Source organism: Glycomyces tritici, assembly GCF_030403505.1.
On the sequence record NZ_JAUEMJ010000001.1, the window covers coordinates 1,076,611 to 1,095,398 of the forward strand.

At 71.8% G+C, this 18,788-nt stretch carries 18 protein-coding genes; 11 read left to right on the plus strand and 7 right to left on the minus strand.

Annotated elements, in window-relative coordinates; all coding sequences use genetic code 11:
• Window positions 1–2: 2 nt before the first annotated feature.
• On the plus strand, window positions 3–740 hold the full coding sequence (locus QWI33_RS04950; RefSeq protein WP_289955484.1) for an SDR family NAD(P)-dependent oxidoreductase: 738 nt from the start codon (window positions 3–5) through the stop codon (window positions 738–740).
• Window positions 741–768: 28 nt separating this feature from the next.
• On the plus strand, window positions 769–1,914 hold the full coding sequence (gene dgoD / locus QWI33_RS04955) for a galactonate dehydratase (protein WP_289955486.1): 1,146 nt from the start codon (window positions 769–771) through the stop codon (window positions 1,912–1,914).
• An 18-nt stretch (window positions 1,915–1,932) separates the two neighbouring features.
• On the opposite strand, the gene QWI33_RS04960 is transcribed toward dgoD, so the two are convergent.
• The 3 genes from QWI33_RS04960 to QWI33_RS04970 form a co-directional block, all read right to left on the minus strand.
• The gene (locus QWI33_RS04960; RefSeq protein ID WP_289955488.1) at window positions 1,933–2,475 is read right to left on the minus strand and encodes a hypothetical protein; all 543 of its coding nucleotides are present in this window, start codon (window positions 2,473–2,475) and stop codon (window positions 1,933–1,935) included.
• Window positions 2,476–2,674: 199 nt separating this feature from the next.
• Complete coding sequence (locus QWI33_RS04965) at window positions 2,675–5,389, minus strand: S8 family serine peptidase (RefSeq protein WP_289955490.1); 2,715 nt, start codon at window positions 5,387–5,389, stop codon at window positions 2,675–2,677.
• Window positions 5,390–5,654: 265 nt separating this feature from the next.
• Entirely contained in the window at window positions 5,655–6,422 is a 768-nt protein-coding gene (locus tag QWI33_RS04970; protein ID WP_289955492.1) for a hypothetical protein, read from the minus strand.
• A gap of 41 nt (window positions 6,423–6,463) precedes the next feature.
• Between QWI33_RS04970 and QWI33_RS04975 the strand changes: the two genes are divergently transcribed.
• On the plus strand, window positions 6,464–7,603 hold the full coding sequence (locus tag QWI33_RS04975; RefSeq protein WP_289955493.1) for a DNA recombination protein RmuC: 1,140 nt from the start codon (window positions 6,464–6,466) through the stop codon (window positions 7,601–7,603).
• Between the two features lie 137 nt (window positions 7,604–7,740).
• Here QWI33_RS04975 and QWI33_RS04980 read toward each other — a convergent pair whose 3' ends face one another.
• On the minus strand, window positions 7,741–8,703 hold the full coding sequence (locus QWI33_RS04980; RefSeq protein WP_289955496.1) for a 4-hydroxy-3-methylbut-2-enyl diphosphate reductase: 963 nt from the start codon (window positions 8,701–8,703) through the stop codon (window positions 7,741–7,743).
• 188 nt (window positions 8,704–8,891) lie between these two features.
• On the opposite strand from QWI33_RS04980, the gene xseA reads away from it, so the two are divergent.
• Complete coding sequence (gene xseA / locus QWI33_RS04985; protein ID WP_353895398.1) at window positions 8,892–10,097, plus strand: exodeoxyribonuclease VII large subunit; 1,206 nt, start codon at window positions 8,892–8,894, stop codon at window positions 10,095–10,097.
• Entirely contained in the window at window positions 10,094–10,315 is a 222-nt protein-coding gene (locus QWI33_RS04990; RefSeq protein WP_289955499.1) for an exodeoxyribonuclease VII small subunit, read from the plus strand. The genes xseA and QWI33_RS04990 overlap by 4 nt, the downstream gene beginning before the upstream one ends.
• A gap of 101 nt (window positions 10,316–10,416) precedes the next feature.
• Here QWI33_RS04990 and QWI33_RS04995 read toward each other — a convergent pair whose 3' ends face one another.
• A complete protein-coding gene (locus QWI33_RS04995; RefSeq protein WP_289955501.1) occupies window positions 10,417–11,106 on the minus strand; it encodes a DUF4245 family protein in 690 nt (229 codons plus the stop codon).
• 234 nt (window positions 11,107–11,340) lie between these two features.
• Between QWI33_RS04995 and QWI33_RS05000 the strand changes: the two genes are divergently transcribed.
• From QWI33_RS05000 to QWI33_RS05010, 3 genes are read left to right on the plus strand one after another with little or no spacing between them, the layout of a single operon-like run.
• Window positions 11,341–12,228, plus strand: coding sequence for a carbohydrate kinase family protein (locus QWI33_RS05000; RefSeq protein WP_289955646.1), 888 nt, complete (start codon window positions 11,341–11,343; stop codon window positions 12,226–12,228).
• Between the two features lie 53 nt (window positions 12,229–12,281).
• Window positions 12,282–13,262, plus strand: a complete 981-nt coding sequence (egtD, locus tag QWI33_RS05005) for an L-histidine N(alpha)-methyltransferase (protein ID WP_289955503.1) — start codon at window positions 12,282–12,284, stop codon at window positions 13,260–13,262.
• 36 nt (window positions 13,263–13,298) lie between these two features.
• A complete protein-coding gene (locus QWI33_RS05010) occupies window positions 13,299–13,895 on the plus strand; it encodes a histidine phosphatase family protein (protein ID WP_289955505.1) in 597 nt (198 codons plus the stop codon).
• A gap of 50 nt (window positions 13,896–13,945) precedes the next feature.
• Here the strand turns inward: QWI33_RS05010 and QWI33_RS05015 are convergent, their stop codons facing one another.
• On the minus strand, window positions 13,946–14,785 hold the full coding sequence (locus tag QWI33_RS05015; protein WP_289955506.1) for a class I SAM-dependent methyltransferase: 840 nt from the start codon (window positions 14,783–14,785) through the stop codon (window positions 13,946–13,948).
• 222 nt (window positions 14,786–15,007) lie between these two features.
• Between QWI33_RS05015 and QWI33_RS05020 the strand changes: the two genes are divergently transcribed.
• From QWI33_RS05020 to QWI33_RS05030, 3 genes are all read left to right on the plus strand, one after another.
• Window positions 15,008–15,694: a lysoplasmalogenase gene (locus QWI33_RS05020; RefSeq protein WP_289955508.1), complete on the plus strand. Its 687-nt coding sequence runs from the start codon at window positions 15,008–15,010 to the stop codon at window positions 15,692–15,694.
• A 312-nt stretch (window positions 15,695–16,006) separates the two neighbouring features.
• Window positions 16,007–16,309 (plus strand): hypothetical protein, encoded by a 303-nt coding sequence (locus QWI33_RS05025; protein WP_289955510.1) that lies wholly within the window; start codon window positions 16,007–16,009, stop codon window positions 16,307–16,309.
• Window positions 16,306–16,548, plus strand: coding sequence for a hypothetical protein (locus tag QWI33_RS05030; RefSeq protein WP_289955511.1), 243 nt, complete (start codon window positions 16,306–16,308; stop codon window positions 16,546–16,548). The genes QWI33_RS05025 and QWI33_RS05030 overlap by 4 nt, the downstream gene beginning before the upstream one ends.
• Before the next feature lie 3 nt (window positions 16,549–16,551).
• On the opposite strand, the gene QWI33_RS05035 is transcribed toward QWI33_RS05030, so the two are convergent.
• The gene (locus QWI33_RS05035) at window positions 16,552–18,693 is read right to left on the minus strand and encodes a HelD family protein (RefSeq protein ID WP_289955514.1); all 2,142 of its coding nucleotides are present in this window, start codon (window positions 18,691–18,693) and stop codon (window positions 16,552–16,554) included.
• Between the last annotated feature and the right edge of the window lie 95 nt (window positions 18,694–18,788).

The window sequence follows — 18,788 nt, forward strand, 5'->3', positions numbered from 1 at the left end:
GCATGCATCGATTCGAGGGCAAGACCGCCGTCGTCACCGGCGGCGCCAAAGGCATCGGGGCGGCCACCGCGCAGCGCCTCGCGAGCGAGGGCGCGGTCGTGTACCTCGCCGACATCGACCGCGAGCAGGGCGAGCAGACCGCCGCCGACCTCGGCCCGAACGTCCACTTCGTCCAATGCGACGTGGCGCGGGCCGCCGACTGGGCGGCGCTCGCCGCCCAGATCGAAGGCGCCCAGGGGAACGTCGACGTGCTCGTCTCCAACGCGTACGCGATCCGCTTCGGTGCGGCGCACGAACTCGGCGAGGACGACTGGGACCGGGTCCTCGACGTGACCCTCAAAGCCCTGTACCTCGGCGTCAAAGCCCTCGCACCGCTCCTGCCCGAGGCCGGCGGCGCGGTCGTCGCCGTCTCCTCCGTGCACGCCCACGCGTCCTTCCCCGGATTCGCCGCCTACGCCGCCGCGAAAGGCGGCGTCAGCGCGCTCGCGCGGCAGCTCGCCATCGAGTACGCCCCCGCCGTGCGCGTCAACACCGTCGTGCCCGGCCCCATCCTCACGCCCCAGTGGGACCCCGTCCCGGCCGAAGGCATCGCCGACGAGACCGGACGGACCCTCCTGGGGCGCATGGGCGGCGCCGAAGAAGTCGCCGCCGCCATCGCCTTCCTCGCCTCCGACGAGGCCGGCTTCATCACCGGCGCCGAACTGCCCGTCGACGGCGGCTGGCTCATCCGGCACCGCTGACCCACCTCCACAAGAGATAGAGGCTCCCTTGAACATCGCCAGAATCGAGACCTTCTTCGTCCGGCCCCGGTGGCTCTTCGTGCGCGTCGAGACCGACGACGGCCTGGTCGGCTGGGGCGAGCCGATCGTCGAGGGCCGCGCCGAAGCGGTCGCGAGCGTCGTCGAAGCGCTCGCCGACCGGCTGATCGGCGCCGACGCCTCCCGCATCGAGGACCACTGGCAGGTCATGACCAAGGGCGGCTTCTACCGGGGCGGGCCCGTGCTCTCCAGCGCCGTCGCCGGGATCGACCAGGCCCTGTGGGACCTCAAGGGCAAGTCCCTGGGCGTCCCGGTGTACGAGCTGCTCGGCGGCGCGGTGCGCGACAAGGCCCGCGTCTACACGTGGATCGGCGGCGACTCCGCCGAAGCCCTCGCCGACGACGCCCTGCGCGCCAAGGCGAACGGCTTCGACGCCGTCAAGTGCAACGCCGCGGCCCAGCTCGGCCGCATCGAGACCGCCGCGCAGGTCCACCGGATCGTCGACCAGTTCACCGAGCTGCGCGCCGCCGTCGGCGACGAGATGGACTTCGCGATCGACTTCCACGGCCGCTTCTCCACCGCGATGGCCCGCCGCGTCCTGCCCCTCCTCGAACCGCTGTTCCCGCTGTTCGTCGAGGAGACGGTGCTGCCGGAGTTCTCGCGCGACCTCGCCCGGATCACCGCGAGCACCTCGATCCCGATCGCCACCGGCGAGCGCCTGTACTCGCGCTGGGACTACCGCGACGTGCTCAGCACGGGCATCGCGGTCGCGCAGCCGGACCTCTCGCACGCGGGCGGCATCTCCGAGGTGCGCCGCATCGCCGCCATGGCCGAGGCGTACGACGTGGCCTTGGCCCCGCACTGCCCGCTGGGGCCGATCGCGCTCGCCGCGAGCCTCCAGGTCGACTTCGCGTCCCCGAACTTCCTGATCCAGGAGCAGAGCCTCGGCATCCACTACAACGCGGGCAACGACCTGCTCGACTACCTGGTCGACCCGGCGGTCTTCGCGTTCACCGACGGGCACGTCGCGCGCCCGACCGGCCCCGGCCTGGGCATCGACGTCGACGAGGCGGCGGTCCGCAAGGCCGCCGAGGACCCCCACCGCTGGCGCAACGAGATCTGGCGCCTGAAGGACGGCTCCTTCGCAGAGTGGTGATCGGCTGAGCGGTACCGGTCAGCTCGCCAGCAGGCCGAGCACCGAACCGTCGGCGAAGGCGATCCGGTGGTAGTCGGCCTTGCGGCAGTTGTGCGGCTGCTCCCGTTGCACGCCTTGATAGGAGGCGTGCTGCGCGGGGAACTCCACGACCGGCTCGCAGGCCATCGGGTAGACCGGCAGCTCCTCCTTCTTCGTCAGGAAGCGGCCCAGATCGACCAGGCCGTCCCCGAACGTGGGCTTCTTCAGGCTCGGATCCGCCGGGACGAGCCGGAAAGCGGTGAAGCGGCGGTCGGTGAGGAGGTACCCGCCGGCCTCACCGGCCAGGAAGTCGGCGATCCGGACCGCCGTGCCGGCCGGGTCGGCGCTGGCGACGACCATGCCGACCCGCGGCTTGCCGCCCTCCTCCCCCGTCCGCTTCGGCACGCCGGGGCGGCCGGGCACCGCGAAGGCGGCGCTGCGAGGCTGGTCCGCCGCGCCGTAGACGACGAACCGCTCGCCGTCGTACGTCGCGGTGAGCAGGGGGACCAGGTCCCGTCCGACGATGAAATCCCGGTACCGCATCTGGGCTCCTCACTGGCTCGGCCGTCCCTTGCGCTCGGGGGCAAGGGGTTTCGCGCGGCCCACGATAGCCGGATCCGGCCAGTCGAAACGGTGCGGCGCTCGCCGGGACCGCGGCGTGCATCGTCGAGGGCAGGCACCCCACCGCACACGAAGGGGCTCGCGCCGCAGTGCGGCGCGAGCCCCTCGGCTTTCAGCCAGGTCAGGCGTCGGCCTCCAGTGCGAAGTCGGCGGCGACTACGGCGTCGGCCTCCACTTCGGCCTCGGCGGTGCCGGTGGTCCAGCCTTCAAGGCCCGCTTCGAGACTCGCCGGGCCGGCGTCGGTGAAGAGGACGTAGGAGCCGTCCGCTTCGGTGGTGGCGGCCCGGCCGGTGGCGGGGTCGGTGACGACCGCGCCCTCGATCGGGTCGCCCGTGGCCGCGTCGGTGACGGTGCCGCGCACGAGGCCGCCTTCGAGTTCGCCGCAGCCGATGCGGACGTTGTCGACCATCCACCAGTAGGCCCACGTGTCGTTGTCGTTGAAGTGGAACTTCAGCTGCACGGCGGTCTGGTCGGCCCAGGCGGCGAGGTCGACGGACTCGACCGTGGCCTCCAGGTCCTCATTGGAGTACCAGATCTGCTCCCAGGTCGCGCCGCCGTCCACGGAGAGCAGCACTTCCGCTTCGGAGCCGATCAGGCCGTCCACGAAGAAGCTCGCGAACGACAGGGTCGGGTCCTCGGCGGCGCTCAGGTCGAACGCCGGGGTGATGAGGTCGGTGTCGACCTGGTGGTCCGGGTCGGCCGCATCGGAGTTCGCCTCCGCGAAGCCGCCCGAGCCCGGCGTCCGGTTGCCGTACCCGAACGGGTCGTCGAAGACCCAGCCGGCGGTCTCGCCGCGGTCCACGACCTCCCAGCCCGCAGGCAGCGCCCGCGACTCGAAGCCCTCGTCGAGCACGTCGGACCCGTAGCCGGGGGCGAGGCACCCGGGCAGGACCGGCACCTCGACCAGGCCCGCGTCCGCCGGATCCACTTGGACCACTTCGTAACCGGGGTAGGCGGTCTCGACGGTGAGCGGCCAGTCGCCCTCGGCCGGGACCTCCATGCTGAACGCGCCGGTGAACGGGTCGGTCTGGGCGACCACCTCGTCGCCCGCGGTCGACACGGTGGCGTCGAGCGCCCACCCGTGCCCGCCGCCGTCGACCACGGTGCCCTCGACGACCTGCGTCGCCTCCTTCTGCAGTTCGGCGTCGAAGACGGCCTCGCCGTTGTTCTTGATGCGCACGGAGCCGGTGACGGTGCCGTACAGGAACTTCGAGACCGTCACGTGGTAGCGCCCGGCCGGGATGCGCGCGAAGTCGTAGACGCCGTCGGCGTTCGTGGCGGCCTCGCGGACCACCGCGCCCTCGAACACGAGGCGGACGCCCGCGACGGGCTCGCCGTCCTGGTCGGTGACCTGGCCCGAGAGCGACCCGAACTTGCCCGCGGGGGCCTCGTCCACGGCGTCCTCGACGTTCACACGGCCGTGCCCGTAGACGTTGTTGGCCTCCTTGTCGCCCGTGCACTGGTCGTCCGCGGTGTCGACGGCGGTGCCCGTGAGCGTCTCGTAGACCGCCTCGTAATCGCCTTCCAGCGACGGCGAGGCCGACATGAGCAGCGCGATCGTGCCCACCACATGCGGTGTGGCCATCGAGGTCCCGTCGCCGAGCCCGTACTCGTCGCCCGGGAGCGAGGAGCGGATGCCCACGCCCGGGGCCGAGAGGTCGGGCTTCAGCACGCCGTTCAACCCGTGGCCGCGCGAGGAGAACTCGGCGATCTCGTGGTTCTCGTCGTAAGCGCCCACGGCGATCACGTTCTCGTACACGCCGGGGGTGCTCATCGTCAGGCACGCCGGGCCGTTGTTGCCCGCCGCGAACACCGGGATGATGCCCGAGGCGTGCCACAGGTCCACGACCTCGGCGTAGATCGGGTCGTAGCCCGGGATGGTCGAGCCCCACGAGTTGTTGACCACGTGCGGGGCCTTCAGCGGGTCGGGGTTGCGGCCCTCCGAGTCGGTGGGCGCGGCGAGCCACTGCCCGGCCAGGATCAGCGTCTCGATGTCGGGGCAGCAGCCGTTGACGGCGATCCACTCCGCACCGGGGGCGACGCCGATGCCCTCGGACCCGACCATGGTGCCCATCGTGTGGGTGCCGTGGCCGTCGTCGTCGCAGGGCGCGTCGCCCTCGCAGACGTCCTGGATGTCGTAGAAGTTGTAGTCGTGCGTGAAAGTCCCGTCGCCGTTGTTGCCGCGGTACTGGTCCACGAGCGCCGGGTGGTCGTACTGGACGCCGGAGTCGATGCTGGCCACGACGATGCCCTCGCCGGTGAAGCCCTGCTCCCACACGTCGGGCGCGCCCACGTCCTCGACGCCCCATTCGACGGCGGCCTCCTTGACCGCGTCCCAGGTCTGGAAGTCGTTCTCGGGCTTGTCGTCGGGGGCGATCGGCTCGATCATCGAGTAGTCGGGCGCGGCCACGACCGCCTCGACCTCGTCGAACGCGACCAGGTCGGCGAGCAGGCCGGCGTCGCCGACGACCTTCACCGTGGAAGCGCCCCAATAGGATTCGTAGTCGGCGCCGGCCTCGTCGAGCGCGGCGATCACGCCCGCCTGCGAAGTCTCGGCGTACTCCTTGGCGGCCTCGACCGCCGCGGCGCCCTTGGCCTCCTTGGTGTCCGCGGCGAGCGCGGTGCTGTAGTCGGGCGATCCGGCGAAGAGGAGCCACAGCTCCGCGTCGCCCTGGTCGTCGATCTCCTCGAGCAGTTCGGGGGCGACCTTCTCCTCGATGAGGATCTCGGTCTCCGATTCCTGGGCGGCGGCGCCGGTGGCGACCGCGGCCGGGACGAGCGCGCCGGCGAAGGCGGCGGCGAGAATGCGGCGTGAACGCCGCTGTGCAACTGTCACGAACTCTCCTTGCTGGGGGTGGCCTCGCGGTGCCGGCCGCGAGACCGGGGGTGGTCTCCGAGAGGCAGGAATTTGGTGACTATGGACAGGTTCGCTGGGGTAGCTCCACATTGGCGACCCCAAATTCGGTACGCCCTGAAGGACCGGGACGGTTGCATGCGTCACGTTTTAGGCACTGGAAATTCTTGGCGACTCTGGTTTCAGGGCAAGGAAAAGCCCCGGACCATCGTGCGGTCCGGGGCCGGTGAAGCCAGGTCAGCGCGTACTAGAACCCGCCGAAGTCGCCTCCGCCGCCGAAGTCACCGCCACCGAAGTCGCCACCGCCGCCGGCGTCGCCACCGGCATCGCCGCCCGCGTCCCCGCCGTCAGAACCGGCGTCACCGCCGTCGCCACCCGAATCGCCGCTGTCGGCGCCTTCGACCGCGCCCATCGCGTAAGCGGGGGCGATCATCGCGTCGAAGACCATCATGCCGACGAACACGCCCGCCGCGCCCGCCAGCGCCGGCTGCCACCACGGGGTGTTGTACCAGCCCGCGGGCACGGGGCGGCCTTCGACGCGGCCGCCCGGGTAGTAGTGGCGGTTCTCGTCGCTGGGGTCGGGCGAGCCGGAGTAGGTGCGGCCCTCGACCTCGGCGCTGACCGGTTCGGTGAGTGCGCCGGTGCGGCGTTTGCCGACGAGGGTGGGGACTTCGGGGCCGGGGTCCATGTCCATCGCGGTGCGGGCGGCCCGCACGTAGAGCAGGCCTTCGATTGAGGTCTCGGCGACGAGCCGGTACTGGTTGATGGTGCGCGCCGATTCGAGCTGGGAGCCCGCGGCGGTGTAGCGCTCGCCGGCGTCGGCGAGGGCCTGGCCCGCGGGGAGGTTGTCGCCTGGGGCGACGAGGTTCATGGTCTGGCCGCCGAGGCGCTCGTAGAGGCGCCGGGCCTCGGCCTCGGCGTCCGCGAGTTCGGCTTGCGCTCGCTTCTTGTTGGATTGCACCACGAAGAAGATGACGAGTACCGCAACTACCAGCAGGGTCAACCACAGCTCCATGTACCGACTGTACCCGTGGTCACCACCCTAGACTGGCCCGTATGACGTGGGTCCTATTGGCGGTGGTGTGCCTGGCGGCGGGCGGTTTCGGCGGCTGGTTCGCGGGGCGGTCGCGCCAGAGCGCGGAGTTGGCGGCGGCGACGGCGCGGCTGGAGGCGGCGGCGGACAACGAGCAGCGGCTCGAGTCGACGTTGAAGGCGGTCGCGTACGAGGCGACGGACCACTCGCGGCAGGCGGTGGGGCAGGTGCTGGCGCCGATCGCGGAGACGTTGGCGCGGTACGAGACGCGGCTCGGCGATGTGGAGCGGGCTCGGGTGGACGCGTACGCGCAGTTGCGGATTCAGCTCTCGGGGGTCGCGGAGACCTCGGAGGATCTGCGGGAGCAGACGGGGCGGCTGCTGGGGGCGCTGCGGTCGCCGCAGGTGCGCGGCCAGTGGGGCGAAGTGCAATTGCGGCGGATCGTGGAGGCGGCGGGGATGGTCGAGCACTGCGACTTCTCCGAGCAGCTTTCGGGTGTGGTGGACGGGCGCGGGGTGCGGCCTGACCTGGTGGTGCGGTTGTCGGGCGGGCGGACCCTGGTGGTGGATGCGAAGGCGCCGCTCCAGTCGTATCTGCAGGCGCTGGAGTCGGAGGACGAGGCGGGGCGGGACCAGTTGCTGCGGATGCACGCGAAGCATCTGCGGCGGCATGTGGAGTCGTTGGCGGGCAAGGAGTACTGGCGGGCGTTCGAGGACACGCCGGAGATGGTGGTGCTGTTCGTGCCGGCGGATGCGTTCTTGGACGCGGCGCTGCGGGGCGATCCGGCGCTGCTGGAGGACTCGTTCGCGCGGGGTGTGGTGATCGCGTCGCCGACGACGCTGATGGCGCTGCTGCGGACGGTGGCGCACACGTGGCGGCAGGAGGCGCTGGCGTTGCACGCCAAGGAGGTGCACAAGCTGGGGCGGGAGTTGCATGAGCGGCTCGGTGCGGTGGCGGGGCATTTCTCGCGGCTGGGGTCGTCGCTGGAGGCGGCGGTGGGGTCGTACAACGCGGCGGTGGCGAGTGTGGAGTCGCGGCTGCTGGTGACGGCGCGGCGGTTCACCGAGCTGGAGGTCGCGGGCGAGGCGCCGGAGTCGCCGGCGCCGGTGATCACGCCGACGCGCAAGCCGACTTGGGATGCGGCTGAGGACGTGCGCCCTTAGTGCCGTTCACGGAGGCGGGCAGTCCCCCGCCCTCCCAGGGGGGCGACCCCGGTTCAAGTCTGCCGCGCGGGTCCGACAAGAACCCGCCGTTCTTACCGTCGTTAACGAATGTGTCACCCGAAAGGGGTCGTCGGCGTTCAGAGGCGGCCGGCGGCCTTGAGGTCCTTGGCGAGTTCGCGCGGGAGGGAGAAGGCGATCTTCTCGGTCACCGGCTCGAACTCCTCCACATTCGTGAAGCCGCGTTCGGCCAGGTGCGCGAGTACGTCCTGCACCAGGTTGTCCGGCACCGAGGCCCCCGAGGAGAGGCCCACAGTGGACGCTCCTTCGAGCCAGGCCTCGTCGATCTCGTGCGCGAAGTCGATCAGGTGCCCGGTCGTCGCGCCGTGCTGCACCGCGACCTCGACCAGCCGCACCGAGTTCGAGGAGTTCTTCGAGCCGACCACGAGCATCACGTCGCATTCGTCCGCGATGTCCTTGACGACCTGCTGGCGGTTCTGGGTCGCGTAGCAGATGTCGTCGCTCGGCGGGCTCTGGAGCATCGGCAGGCGCTTCTTGAGGCGGTCGACCGTCTCCATGGTCTCGTCGACCGAGAGCGTCGTCTGCGAGAGCCACACGACCTTCGCGGGGTCGCGCACGGTGACCTGGTCGACCGAGTCGGGGCCGTCCACGAGCTGGATGTGGTCGGGCGCCTCGCCGGAGGTCCCGATGACCTCTTCATGGCCCTCGTGGCCGATGAGCAGGATGTCGAAGTCCTCCTCGGCGTACCGCACGGCCTCCTTGTGCACCTTCGTCACCAGCGGGCAGGTCGCGTCGATCGCCTTCAGGCCGCGCTCGGCCGCCTGGTCGTGGACCTCGGGCGCCACGCCGTGCGCCGAGAAGACCACCACCGAGCCCGGCGGCACCTCCTCGTTCTCCTCCACGAACACCGCGCCCTTGCCGGCGAGGGTCTCCACCACATGCCGGTTGTGCACGATCTCCTTGCGCACGTAGACGGGAGCGCCGTAGAGCTCCAGCGCCTTCTCGACGGTCACCACGGCCCGGTCCACGCCCGCGCAGTACCCGCGCGGCTTGGCCAACAACACTCGCTTCGGGTCTGCCACGCCTCGATGGTATCCGGCCGCCCGGTTTCGTCACACCCTGCAGTTAGTCTGGCCACGTGACCGACGCAGCGAGCAGCGCCACCGACAGCACCTCGGAACGACCCGGCACCCCGGAGCAGCCGGGAGCCGCGGCCAGGTCCGCCGGTCCGGGCGCGGCGAAACCGGCCGCGACGGGCCCGGGCGTGCCGATGAGCGCTGAGAACCCGTGGCCGCTGCGGGTCGTCTCGAAGAAGATCGGCGACTGGCTCGCCCGCCTCGGCGAGGTGTGGACCGAGGGCCAGATCACCGAGATCAGCCACCGGGGCCGCACCGTCTACCTGACCTTGCGCGACCCCTCCGCCGAGGTCTCGATGCGGGTCGTCGACTTCACCGGCGCCGTCGCCGCCTGCGAGCCGCCGCTGCGGGACGGCGCGCAGGTCGTCATCCGCGCCCAGGCCCAGTGGTGGGACAAGAACGGCTCGCTCTCGCTGCATGTGCGCGAGATCCGCCAGGTCGGCCTCGGCGAGCTCCTCGCCCGCCTCGAACGCCTCAAGAAGCTGCTCGCCGCCGAGGGCCTGTTCGCGGCCGAGCGCAAGAAGCCGCTTCCCTTCCTGCCGTATCGGATCGGCCTCATCACCGGCCGCGCGTCGGACGCGATGCGCGACGTGCTGAAGAACGCCAAGGCCCGCCTGCCGTCCGCCGATTTCGAGGTCCGCGAGGTCGCCGTCCAGGGGCCTCGCGCGGTCACGGAGGTGTGCGCGGCGCTGGCCGAACTCGACCGGGACCCTGACGTGGAGGTCATCGTGATCGCCCGCGGCGGCGGCTCGATGGAGGATCTGCTGCCGTTCTCCGACGAGACGCTGTGCCGCGCGGTCGCCGAAGCGGTGACGCCCGTGGTCTCGGCGATCGGGCACGAACCGGACACGCCGATCCTCGACTACGTGGCCGACTGGCGGGCCTCGACCCCCACCGAGGCCGGGAAGAAAGTGGTCCCTGACCTCGCGGAGGAGCAGCGCGGCCTGAACATCAGCCGCACCCGGCTGCGCCAGGCGCTGGGCGCGATGCTGACCCGCGAGGCGGACGGCCTCGCGGCGATGCGCGCCCGCCCGGTCCTGGCGCGGCCCGAGACGATGCTGGAAGCGCGCGGCGAGGTGGTCGCGAATCTCCAGCACCGCATGCGCGCCCGCGTGGACTCGCGGCTCGAGCGGTCGACGGACGAGTTGGAGCACCTGCGGGCGCGGCTGCGGTCGCTGTCGCCGCAGTCGACGCTCGACCGGGGCTACGCGATCGTCACGGACACCGAGACCGGTGCGGTGCTGCGGGAGGCGGCCGATGCGGGCGAAGCGATCGAAGTGCGGCTGGCGGCGGGATCGCTGCGGGCCGCAGTCGTGCACACGAGGGAGGACGAGCAGTGAGCACTGAGCAGTCGAAGACGGTGTTGAGTTACGAAGAGGCCCGGGCGGAGCTGGTGGCCACGGTCGAGCGGCTGGAGGCGGGCGGTGCCACGCTGGAGGAGTCGCTGGCGCTGTGGGAGCGGGGCGAGAAGCTGGCCGACCTGTGCCAGTCGCACCTGGAGGGCGCGAGGGAGCGCCTGAAGGCCCGCACGGAACCGGAAGCAAACGACGAGGACTAACGCCGCGTTTTCGGCATCAGCCTGCACATCGGGCCACCCCTTGGGTTCCCCGGTTCCATGCCGGCATGGGGGTGTGGCTCGGCCGCGGGCGTAACGCTTCGCTAAGCGCCCGCGGCTTCGGCCACGCCTGCCGCGAGTTCAGGGAGGTCGCCGGCACCGTCGGTTTCGGCGCTCAGCACGATGGTCTCGCCGCCGATCTCGGCCACCCAGGTCTCGCCGATGTCCGACGTGTAGGAGGCCCATGCGATCCCGGCCGCTTCGACCGGGGTGCCGGCGCCCTGGAGGTCCTCGTTCACGTCGGCGGCCGTGCCGTTGGTCTCCGAGAGCTGGAGGCCGTTGCCCTCCGGCGAGTAGTAGCCGGTCCGGAGCGTGACGGTCTCGCCCTCGACCGCGAGGTCGCTCGAGATCGCCTTCCACTCGCCGCTGAGCTCCGGTTCGATCACCGCCAGGCCCAGGCTCGCCGCGGTGGAGTAGTTCGCGCTCGTGTCGACCACGCTGACCTGCCGGTCCTCGGCCAGCCACTGCCAGCCGACGTAGAACAGGCCGATCGGCACCAGCAGCACCGCCATCGACATCGCCATGTCGCGCATCCGCCGCTGCTTCGGGCGCGCCGACTTGGCCGCGTCGGCGTTCGCGACGGCCTCATCGGCGGCCGCGCCGCGCTCCGCACCACCCGGAGCCGCGCCGTCGACGGCGCCGCCTCCGCCAGCGCTCTCTTCGGCAGCACCGGTGCCGCCTTGGACCGCGCCTCCAGCGACCTCGGCTTCGACCTTGACCTCTTCGGTGGACATGCCTCCATCCTGAACGACCGCCCCGCCGCCCGCCGCACCGGCCCGCCCCGGCGTGGCGCACGAAGCCCGCACCCGAAACCCGGCGCACGAGACCGGCCGAACGCCCTCCAGCCGCTGCAACCGGGACGCGCCCGCCCATCGTGACGCGAATCCGACTTCCGGGCCGTCCGGCACCTGCAATACCCTCTCCGCAGCGGCACCCGCAACCGACGGAAGGAGCCCCCTTTGATCCTCGTGGCAGGCGAGAACATCATCGACCTCGTACCGGCCCCCGGCGGCCGACTGCGCCCCACCTGCGGCGGCGGGCCCGCGAACACCGCCGTCGCACTCGCCCGGCGCGGCATCCCGACCGCACTCGTCGGCGCCGTGGGCGGCGACCACTTCGGCCGCCAGGTCTGGCGCCGCCACATCGCCGCGGGCGTCCACCGCAACTGGCTGCTGCGCACCGACCTCCCCTCCACCCTCGGCCTCGCGATCGTGCACGAGGACGGCACCGCCGACTACGACTACTGGACGACCGGCACCGCCGACTTCACCTCGGACACCCGCCCCCTCCCCAAAGCCGACCCCGCCCAGGTCGACCTCATCCACTTCGGCTCCCTCGCCGCCTACCTCGAGCCCACCGCCCGCACCATCGAGCACTGGGTGAACCGCGCCCGCCGCGCCGTCCCCGTCTCCTTCGACCCGAACATCCGCCTCAGCGCCATGGGCGACCACGCCGAAGTCCTCGAACGCACCGAGCGCCTGGTCGGCCTCGCCACCCTCGTGCGCGTCTCCGAACGCGACCTCGCCCAGCTCTACCCGGGCACCGCCGTCGACCAGATCGCCCGCAGATGGCTCGAAACGGGCCCCGAACTCGTGGTCGTCACCCTCGGCAACGCCGGCTCGGTGGCGTTCCACCGCAACCACACCACCGAGATGACGGCCCCGCCGGTCGACCTCGTGGACTCCATCGGCGCGGGCGACGCGTTCACCTCGGGCCTCATCGGCTGGCTCACCTCGGCGGGCTGGATGCGCCTCGACCGGCTCCCCGCCTGGGGCAACCAGGCCGTGGTCACCGCGGCCCTGCGCTACGCGGCCCAGGTCGCCGCCCAGGCCTGCACCGTCCCCGGCGCGCCGTGACACCAGGCGCCCACTGAGGCGAAACACGCCCCGAGTCGACATAAGATCGTGGTGTGCCTGCTCCTGAACTGCGTATCTGCCTCGACGTGTCCGACCTCGACGCGTCGCTGCAGAGCGACGTCCGGCGGGGCCTGACCGCGCACCCCAAGCACCTGCCCATGCGCCTGCACTACGACGGCCGCGGTTCGACGCTCTTCGCCGAGCTCACCCGCCAGCCCGAGTACTACCAGACGCGCAGCGAGCGGGCGGTCCTCCACGACCGGGCCGCCGAGATCGCGGAAGCGCTCGGCACCGAACCGGTCTCCGTGATCGAGCTCGGCGCGGGCAGGGCCGAGAAGATCCGGCCGCTCCTCAGCGCCCTCGCGGCGGCCGGGAGGCTCGACGCGTTCTGGCCCTTCGACGTGGCCGAGGGCGAAGTCCGGGACGTGCTCCTCGAACTGGCCACGGCCTACCCCGACGCCCGCCTCGGCGGCATCATCGGCGACTTCACCCGCCACCTCGCGCACCTGCCCGACCACCACGACATGCGGCTCGTCGCGTTCCTCGGCGGCACCTTCGGGAACTTCACCGGCATGGAGCGCAGCCAGTTCCTGAGCGACCTGCGCGAGTCCCTGCGCCCCGGCGACTGGTTCCTCCTCGGCGCCGACCTCGTGAAGGACCCGGACGTGATCCTCGCGGCCTACAACGACGCCGCCGGGGTGACCGCCGAGTTCAACCGGCACGTCCTGTACGTCCTCAACCACCGCCTCGACGCCGATTTCGAACCCGACAACTTCGAGCACATCGCGTTGTGGGACAACGACACCGCCACCATCGACATGCGCCTGCGCGCCATGAAGCCGATGAAGGTGGACATCGCGGCGCTCGCGATCGACATCGCCTTCCGCATCGGCGAGGAGATCCACACCGGCATCTCCACCAAGTTCCACCGAGGCGAACTCCAGAACCAGCTCCAGGCCAGCGGATTCGAGACCACCCGCTGCTGGACCGACGAGCACGGGTACATGGGCGTGTTCCTCGCCCGCGCGATCTAGGGGCCTTCCGGGCCGGGCCGCACTAAGGTGGTCGGCATGGGAGAGATCGTGCTCATCCGCCACGGCGAGACCACCTGGTCCGCGTCGGGCCGGCATACGTCCGTCACCGACCTCGAGCTCACCGAGAACGGTGTGGCCCAGGCGAAAGCGCTCGCGCCGCTGCTCGCCGGACGCGAGTTCGCCGCGGTCTGGTCGAGCCCGCGCAAACGGGCGCTCATCACCGCCGACCTGGCCGGCCTCGCGATCAGCGCCGTCGTCCCCGACCTGGCCGAATGGGGCTACGGCGACTACGAAGGGCGCACCAGCGAGGAGATCGAGGCCGAGAACCCCGACTGGTCGCTCTGGACCGACGGCGGCAAGGGCCCCGGCGGTGAGACGGCCGAGGAGGTCGCCGCCCGCCTCGACCGCGCCCTCGCCGAGGCCGAACCGCTCCTCGAACGCGGCGACGTCGCGTTCATCGCCCACGGCCACAGCCTCCGCGTCGCGGCGGCCCGCTGGCTCGGCCGGCCGGCCCGCGACGGCCGCGAGTTCAAGATCGACACCGCCTCGATCGCCGCCCTCGGCTACGAGCACGGGCACCACGCGATCACGCTGTGGAACCTCACGGCGGCGGCCGCGACCGGCGAGCGGTGACACCGCCCGGGTGACGCTGGACGCTCGAACCGCTTCTCCCCCACGGTCGGTCAAGGCCGCCAGATGACGACGCCGGTGGACACCTCGCGCTCGGAGAACCGGCCGTCCGGCGCCGCGTCGGCCAAGAGCGCCCGCAGCTCGGTCTCGAAGGCGGGCAGGCGTTCCGCGAACAGGTGCGGCGCCGAGCTCGACAGCGAGAACACCGCCGAGACGACGGAGTCGACGTCGCGTTCGAAGACCCTGCCGTCGTCGACCTGGAGGCGGGCGACCTTGGTGTACCCGGCTTCGCGCATGATGTCCTCTTCGCCGCCCGCGGTGCCGCCCGGCAGGAAGCCCTGCCCGGCGCGGCGGACCGGCCCGAGGTAGCCCGCGACGAGTTCGCCGATGCGGTCCCATGGCGGCGCCGGATGGGGCAGTGCACCGACCTCGGCACCGCGGTGCGTGGTGGCGCCCACGTGGATCCAGAACCCGCCGGGTTCGAGCATGGCGCGAACGCGGCGGGCCACGAGCGGGCGGTCCATCCAGTGGAAGGATTGCGCGAACGCCGCGACCTTGAAGACGCCCAGGTCGTCGGGGAGCGCTTCGGCGCGCAGTTGCCGCCATTCGATGCCGGTGAGTCCGGCCTCCTCGGCGCGCCGGGCGGCCTCGGCGAGCATGCCCGCGTCCGGGTCGACGCCCACAGTGGACGCGAAGTGCGGGGCGAGCGGCAGTGTCAGCGAGCCTGGGCCGCAGCCGACGTCGAGGAGTCGGCCGGTGCCGTCGAGTCCGAGCGCGACGCGCACGGCGTCGGCGAGGCCGGTCGGGTAGGGCACCCGGCCGACGCTGTAGTGGGCGGCGCTGCCGGCGAAGAGGGTCTCGTCCCACTCCCATGCGGCGGCGTCAGCGGTCATCGGAGCGGCTCCCGTTGCTCATCGACGCAGCATCGCCGATCGGCCCGCAGAGTGCCAGCGCTTTTCCGGCGATCCGCGTGGTCCGCGGCAGGCGAGGCTCCGCGAGCACCGCGCCGGCGCTTCCAGGCGATCCGCGATCGATGCGCCGAGCGCCGACGCGTGCCGACGACCGGCCCGCGACCGGTCGGCGGCGGGCGCGGGCTCTGATAGGCTCCGGCACCCATGAACCCTCCCCTCCTGGTGGCCCGCTCGCTGCTGGTGCGCTTCCCTGCGCGTTTCTGGCTGTGGGCGTTCGCGATCGCCATCGCGGTGGACCTCGCCGCGATCAGCCTCGATCTCGGTGCGCTCCGCTGGGCGTCCAAGCCCGCGCTGGCGCTCCTGCTGCTCGCCCATCTGATCGTCTCGACGCAGCCGGGCATGCGCCCGGCCCGCCTGTTCGGGCTCGGCCTGCTGCTGGCCTGCGCAGCGGACATCGCGCTGCTGGTGGAGGGCGAGACGGCGTTCCTGGTCGGCATGGGCCTGTTCGGCCTCATGCAGATCACGTACTTCACGGTCTTCGCCCGCTTGGGGGCGCTGCCGCTGCGGCGGCGCTTCCTGGCGCCCGCCTGCTATCTGGCGGTCTGGTTGGGCGCCAACCTTGTCCTGTGGCCGCGACTCGGGGACCTCGCGGTTCCGGTGGCGGTGTACAGCCTGCTGCTGGTGGCGATGGCGGCGGCAGCGGCCGGGCTCAACCGCGAGGCCGCGCTCGGCGGGGTGCTGTTCGTGGTCTCGGACCTGGTCCTCGGTCTGGGCGTGGCCGGTGTGGACTTCCCGCTGCAGTCGCAGGCGGTGATGGCGACGTATGCTGCGGCGCAACTGCTCCTGGTCCTCGGCACCATCAGGGCGCTTCCCCGCGAGGCCGCCGCATGAGCTCGCTGGTCGACATCGCCGCGATCCTCGTGTTCGCGTTCCTGGTCTTCGGCGGCGTGACGTTGGCGCTGCGCTTCCTGATCCCCGCTGAGCCTCACCGGTCCGAACGGCCCAAGTGGTCGCGCAGTCGGCGCAGGATGCTCGTCGACCTCGTCGGCGTGCTGGCCGTCATCGCCCTGGTACAGCTGGCGGTCGAAGTCCGGTTCGCGTACGGCGCCCCGTTCGGAGCGCGCCTATCCCACTGTGGAGGTGGTCGGGGTCGGCGGGTGCGAGCGCGGCCCGCTCGGTTTCGGTGTCGTCCGCTCGTGCGAGGTGACGGAGTACCGCTACACCGCATGGGGACAGGGCCCCGCGCCGTGGTCGGAGGCGATCGAGGTCGTCACGGGCGATGCCGTCGAGCCCGGGGACCGGGTCGCCCGCTACTCGTCCTCCGGATGGACCGATTTCGCGTTCCTCGGCTCCGGTGGCTCCCACTGGCAGCCGGTGTCCGCTGAGGACCGCCCGAACCTGGTGTGGCTGCCTACGGCGACGCTCGTCGCTGCGACCGCGCTGTCCGCGGCGCTGCTCAAGCGGTACCAGCGCCGGGTGGCGGGCGGCACTAGAGTCGGGTCATGAAACGCGTCTTGTGGCTGCTGGCCTTCGTGATCGGCGGCTTCTTCATCGTCCGGGCCCTGATCGAGCCGTTCGTGATCGACTTCGGCGACCCGTCGAGCTATGAGAACGACTGGGGCGGCCCGAGCCTCATCGGCGTCCTCTTGGTCCACATGGGGCCGGGGATCCTGGTGGCCGTCCTGTTCTTCTACGCCCTCAGGAGGTCCGAGCGGCGTCGCGGCCAGGACACTCCCGAGGGCTGACGGCTAGGCGAGGTCGATCCTGGTGAGGCGCTGCGTGGCCCGGGTGAGGACCACATAGGCGACGCCCGCGCCGTGCGCCTTGGCGACGGCTTCGAGGTCCACGGCGATGACCGCGTCCCATTCGAGGCCCTTGGACTCCAAGGGGCCCACGAGGGTCACGCGGCCGTCGTGGACGATGTCGGCCAGTTCGGCGTGGCGCCCGTAGGGGGCGATGATGCCGACGGTGCCTTCGACGGCGGCGAGGGCCTGGACGACCGCGCCCGCGACCTCCGGGAGGAGGGCGTCGGCGGCGACGGTCTTCTCGACGACGGCGACACCGGTCTCGCGCACGGCCTCGGGGAGGTCGATGTTGCGCAGGCGCGGTTTCGCCCAGTCGGCGGCGTATTCGAAGACCTCTTTGGAGTTCCGGTAGTTCTTGGTGAGGTGGAACTCGTGGAGGCGCCCGCTGGGGACGGCGCGGCGGCGGGCGTCGGCGCTCTCCCTCGGCCGCGGCCAGCTCGACTGGGCCTCGTCGCCGACGATGGTCCACCCGGCGCCGCGTCCGCGGCGTCCGAGCATGCGCCACTGCATGGGCGAGAGGTCCTGGGCCTCGTCGACGATGACGTGCGCGTAGTCCTCGTAGAACGCGTCGCGCGCCTGCCGTTCGGGCCGGTCGTAGTAGCGGTCCTGGACCGTGGAGACCTCCTGGATGCCGTCCCACGAGCGGATGCGGTCGCGGCCGCGGGGCTGGGGCTTCACGCCGAGGAGGATGCGCAGCTCGTCGAGGAGGGCCACGTCGGGGATCGAGAAGTCGGTCTCGCGCAGCGAGGCGGCGACGCCTTCGATCGCCTCCTTCTTCATGTGCCCTTCGGCGGCGGAGGCGAGGCGGCGGACGTCGCCGCCCCAGCCGAGCACGTCGGCCGGGTCGAGGTCGGGCCACCAGTGGTCGAGGAAGGTGAGGAACTCCCCGCGCGAGCCCACGTCGCGGGAGAACTTCGCCGGCTCGGCCTCTTCGATGACCGGTTTGATCTTGCGCCACAAGGCGACCAGCAGTGCGCGTCCGGCCTCGGTCTTGGCGAGGTTGGGGCGCGGCTCCTTCTCGAAGACGCGGGCGCGGGCGGCCGCGAGCTCGGCGGCGTCGAGTTTGAACACGTCGCCGCGGTAGACGATCCGCAGTTCGCTCGGGGCGCCCGGGGGCGTCTGGCGCACGAGGCGGCGCAGGATCGGGAGCATCACGGTGCCGCCCTTGACGGCCGCGACCTCGGGCCGGTCCTGGCGGGTGGCCTCGACGCCGGCGTACAGCTCGCCGAGCGAGTACAGGGCGGCGGTCTCCTCGCCGAGGCTGGGGAGGACCCGCCCGATGTACTTCATGAACACGGCCGAGGGGCCGACGACGAGGATGCCGGCGGCCTCGTACCGGCTGCGGTCCTGGTAGAGCAGGAACGCGGCGCGGTGCAGGGCCACGACGGTCTTGCCGGTGCCGGGCCCGCCGGTGATGATGGTGGCGCCGCGCCCGGGCGCGCGGATGGCGGCGTCCTGCTCGGCCTGGATCGTGGCGACGATGTCGCGCATCCGCCCGGTCCGCTTGCGGCCCAAGGCGGCCATGAGCGCGCCGTCGCCGATCACGGGGAGGCGTTCGCCGGCGTCCTCATTGAGCAGGTCGTCGCTGATCTCTTCGACCGTGCGGCCGAAGGAGCGGATGACGCGGCGCCGCGAGACCTCCTGGCGGTCGAGGGCGGTGGCGCGGTAGAACGGGGCGGCGGCGGGCGCGCGCCAGTCGACCAGGAGGGTGCGGTACTCCTCGTCGCGCACGCCGAGGCGGCCGACGTGGCGGACCTTGCCGTCGTCGAAGTCGAGGCGCCCGAAGACGAGCCCCTCGTGCTGGGAGTCGAGGTCGGCGATGCGGCGGGCGGCTTGGAACACGAACACGTCGCGTTCGTACCGCGCGCCGGGGACGGTGGCGGCGAGATGGGCGTAGCCGGAGTCGCGGTTGCCCTCGGCTTCACCGCGGAGCACGTCGACGCGCGCGTACACGCGGTCGACGAAGCGCTGCTCGATCGCGATCTCCTGCTCGGGGGTGCTGGCCGGATCGGGGACGGGGACGGCGTGCGTCGTGTCGACGTCCTGGTCGTGCTGGGCGTCGGCGGGGCCTGGTTCCTGGGACACTGCGCTCCTCGCTCGAATTCGGGAACGCACCAGCCTAGCGCGTCGCGACGACACCCGTCCGGCGATCATGGACGAGGGAGTGCTTGCGCACCCTG

Excerpts from the sequence above, each read along its gene's own strand:
- QWI33_RS04950 (WP_289955484.1), top strand. The coding sequence starts at position 3 with ATGCATCGATTCGAGGGCAAGACCGCCGTCGTCACCGGCGGCGCCAAA.
- QWI33_RS04960 (WP_289955488.1), bottom strand. The coding sequence starts at position 2,475 with ATGCGGTACCGGGATTTCATCGTCGGACGGGACCTGGTCCCCCTGCTC.
- QWI33_RS04970 (WP_289955492.1), bottom strand. The coding sequence starts at position 6,422 with ATGGAGCTGTGGTTGACCCTGCTGGTAGTTGCGGTACTCGTCATCTTC.
- QWI33_RS04975 (WP_289955493.1), top strand. The coding sequence starts at position 6,464 with ATGACGTGGGTCCTATTGGCGGTGGTGTGCCTGGCGGCGGGCGGTTTC.
- xseA (WP_353895398.1), top strand. The coding sequence starts at position 8,892 with ATGAGCGCTGAGAACCCGTGGCCGCTGCGGGTCGTCTCGAAGAAGATC.
- QWI33_RS04995 (WP_289955501.1), bottom strand. The coding sequence starts at position 11,106 with ATGTCCACCGAAGAGGTCAAGGTCGAAGCCGAGGTCGCTGGAGGCGCG.
- QWI33_RS05010 (WP_289955505.1), top strand. The coding sequence starts at position 13,299 with ATGGGAGAGATCGTGCTCATCCGCCACGGCGAGACCACCTGGTCCGCG.
- QWI33_RS05015 (WP_289955506.1), bottom strand. The coding sequence starts at position 14,785 with ATGACCGCTGACGCCGCCGCATGGGAGTGGGACGAGACCCTCTTCGCC.
- QWI33_RS05020 (WP_289955508.1), top strand. The coding sequence starts at position 15,008 with ATGAACCCTCCCCTCCTGGTGGCCCGCTCGCTGCTGGTGCGCTTCCCT.
- QWI33_RS05030 (WP_289955511.1), top strand. The coding sequence starts at position 16,306 with ATGAAACGCGTCTTGTGGCTGCTGGCCTTCGTGATCGGCGGCTTCTTC.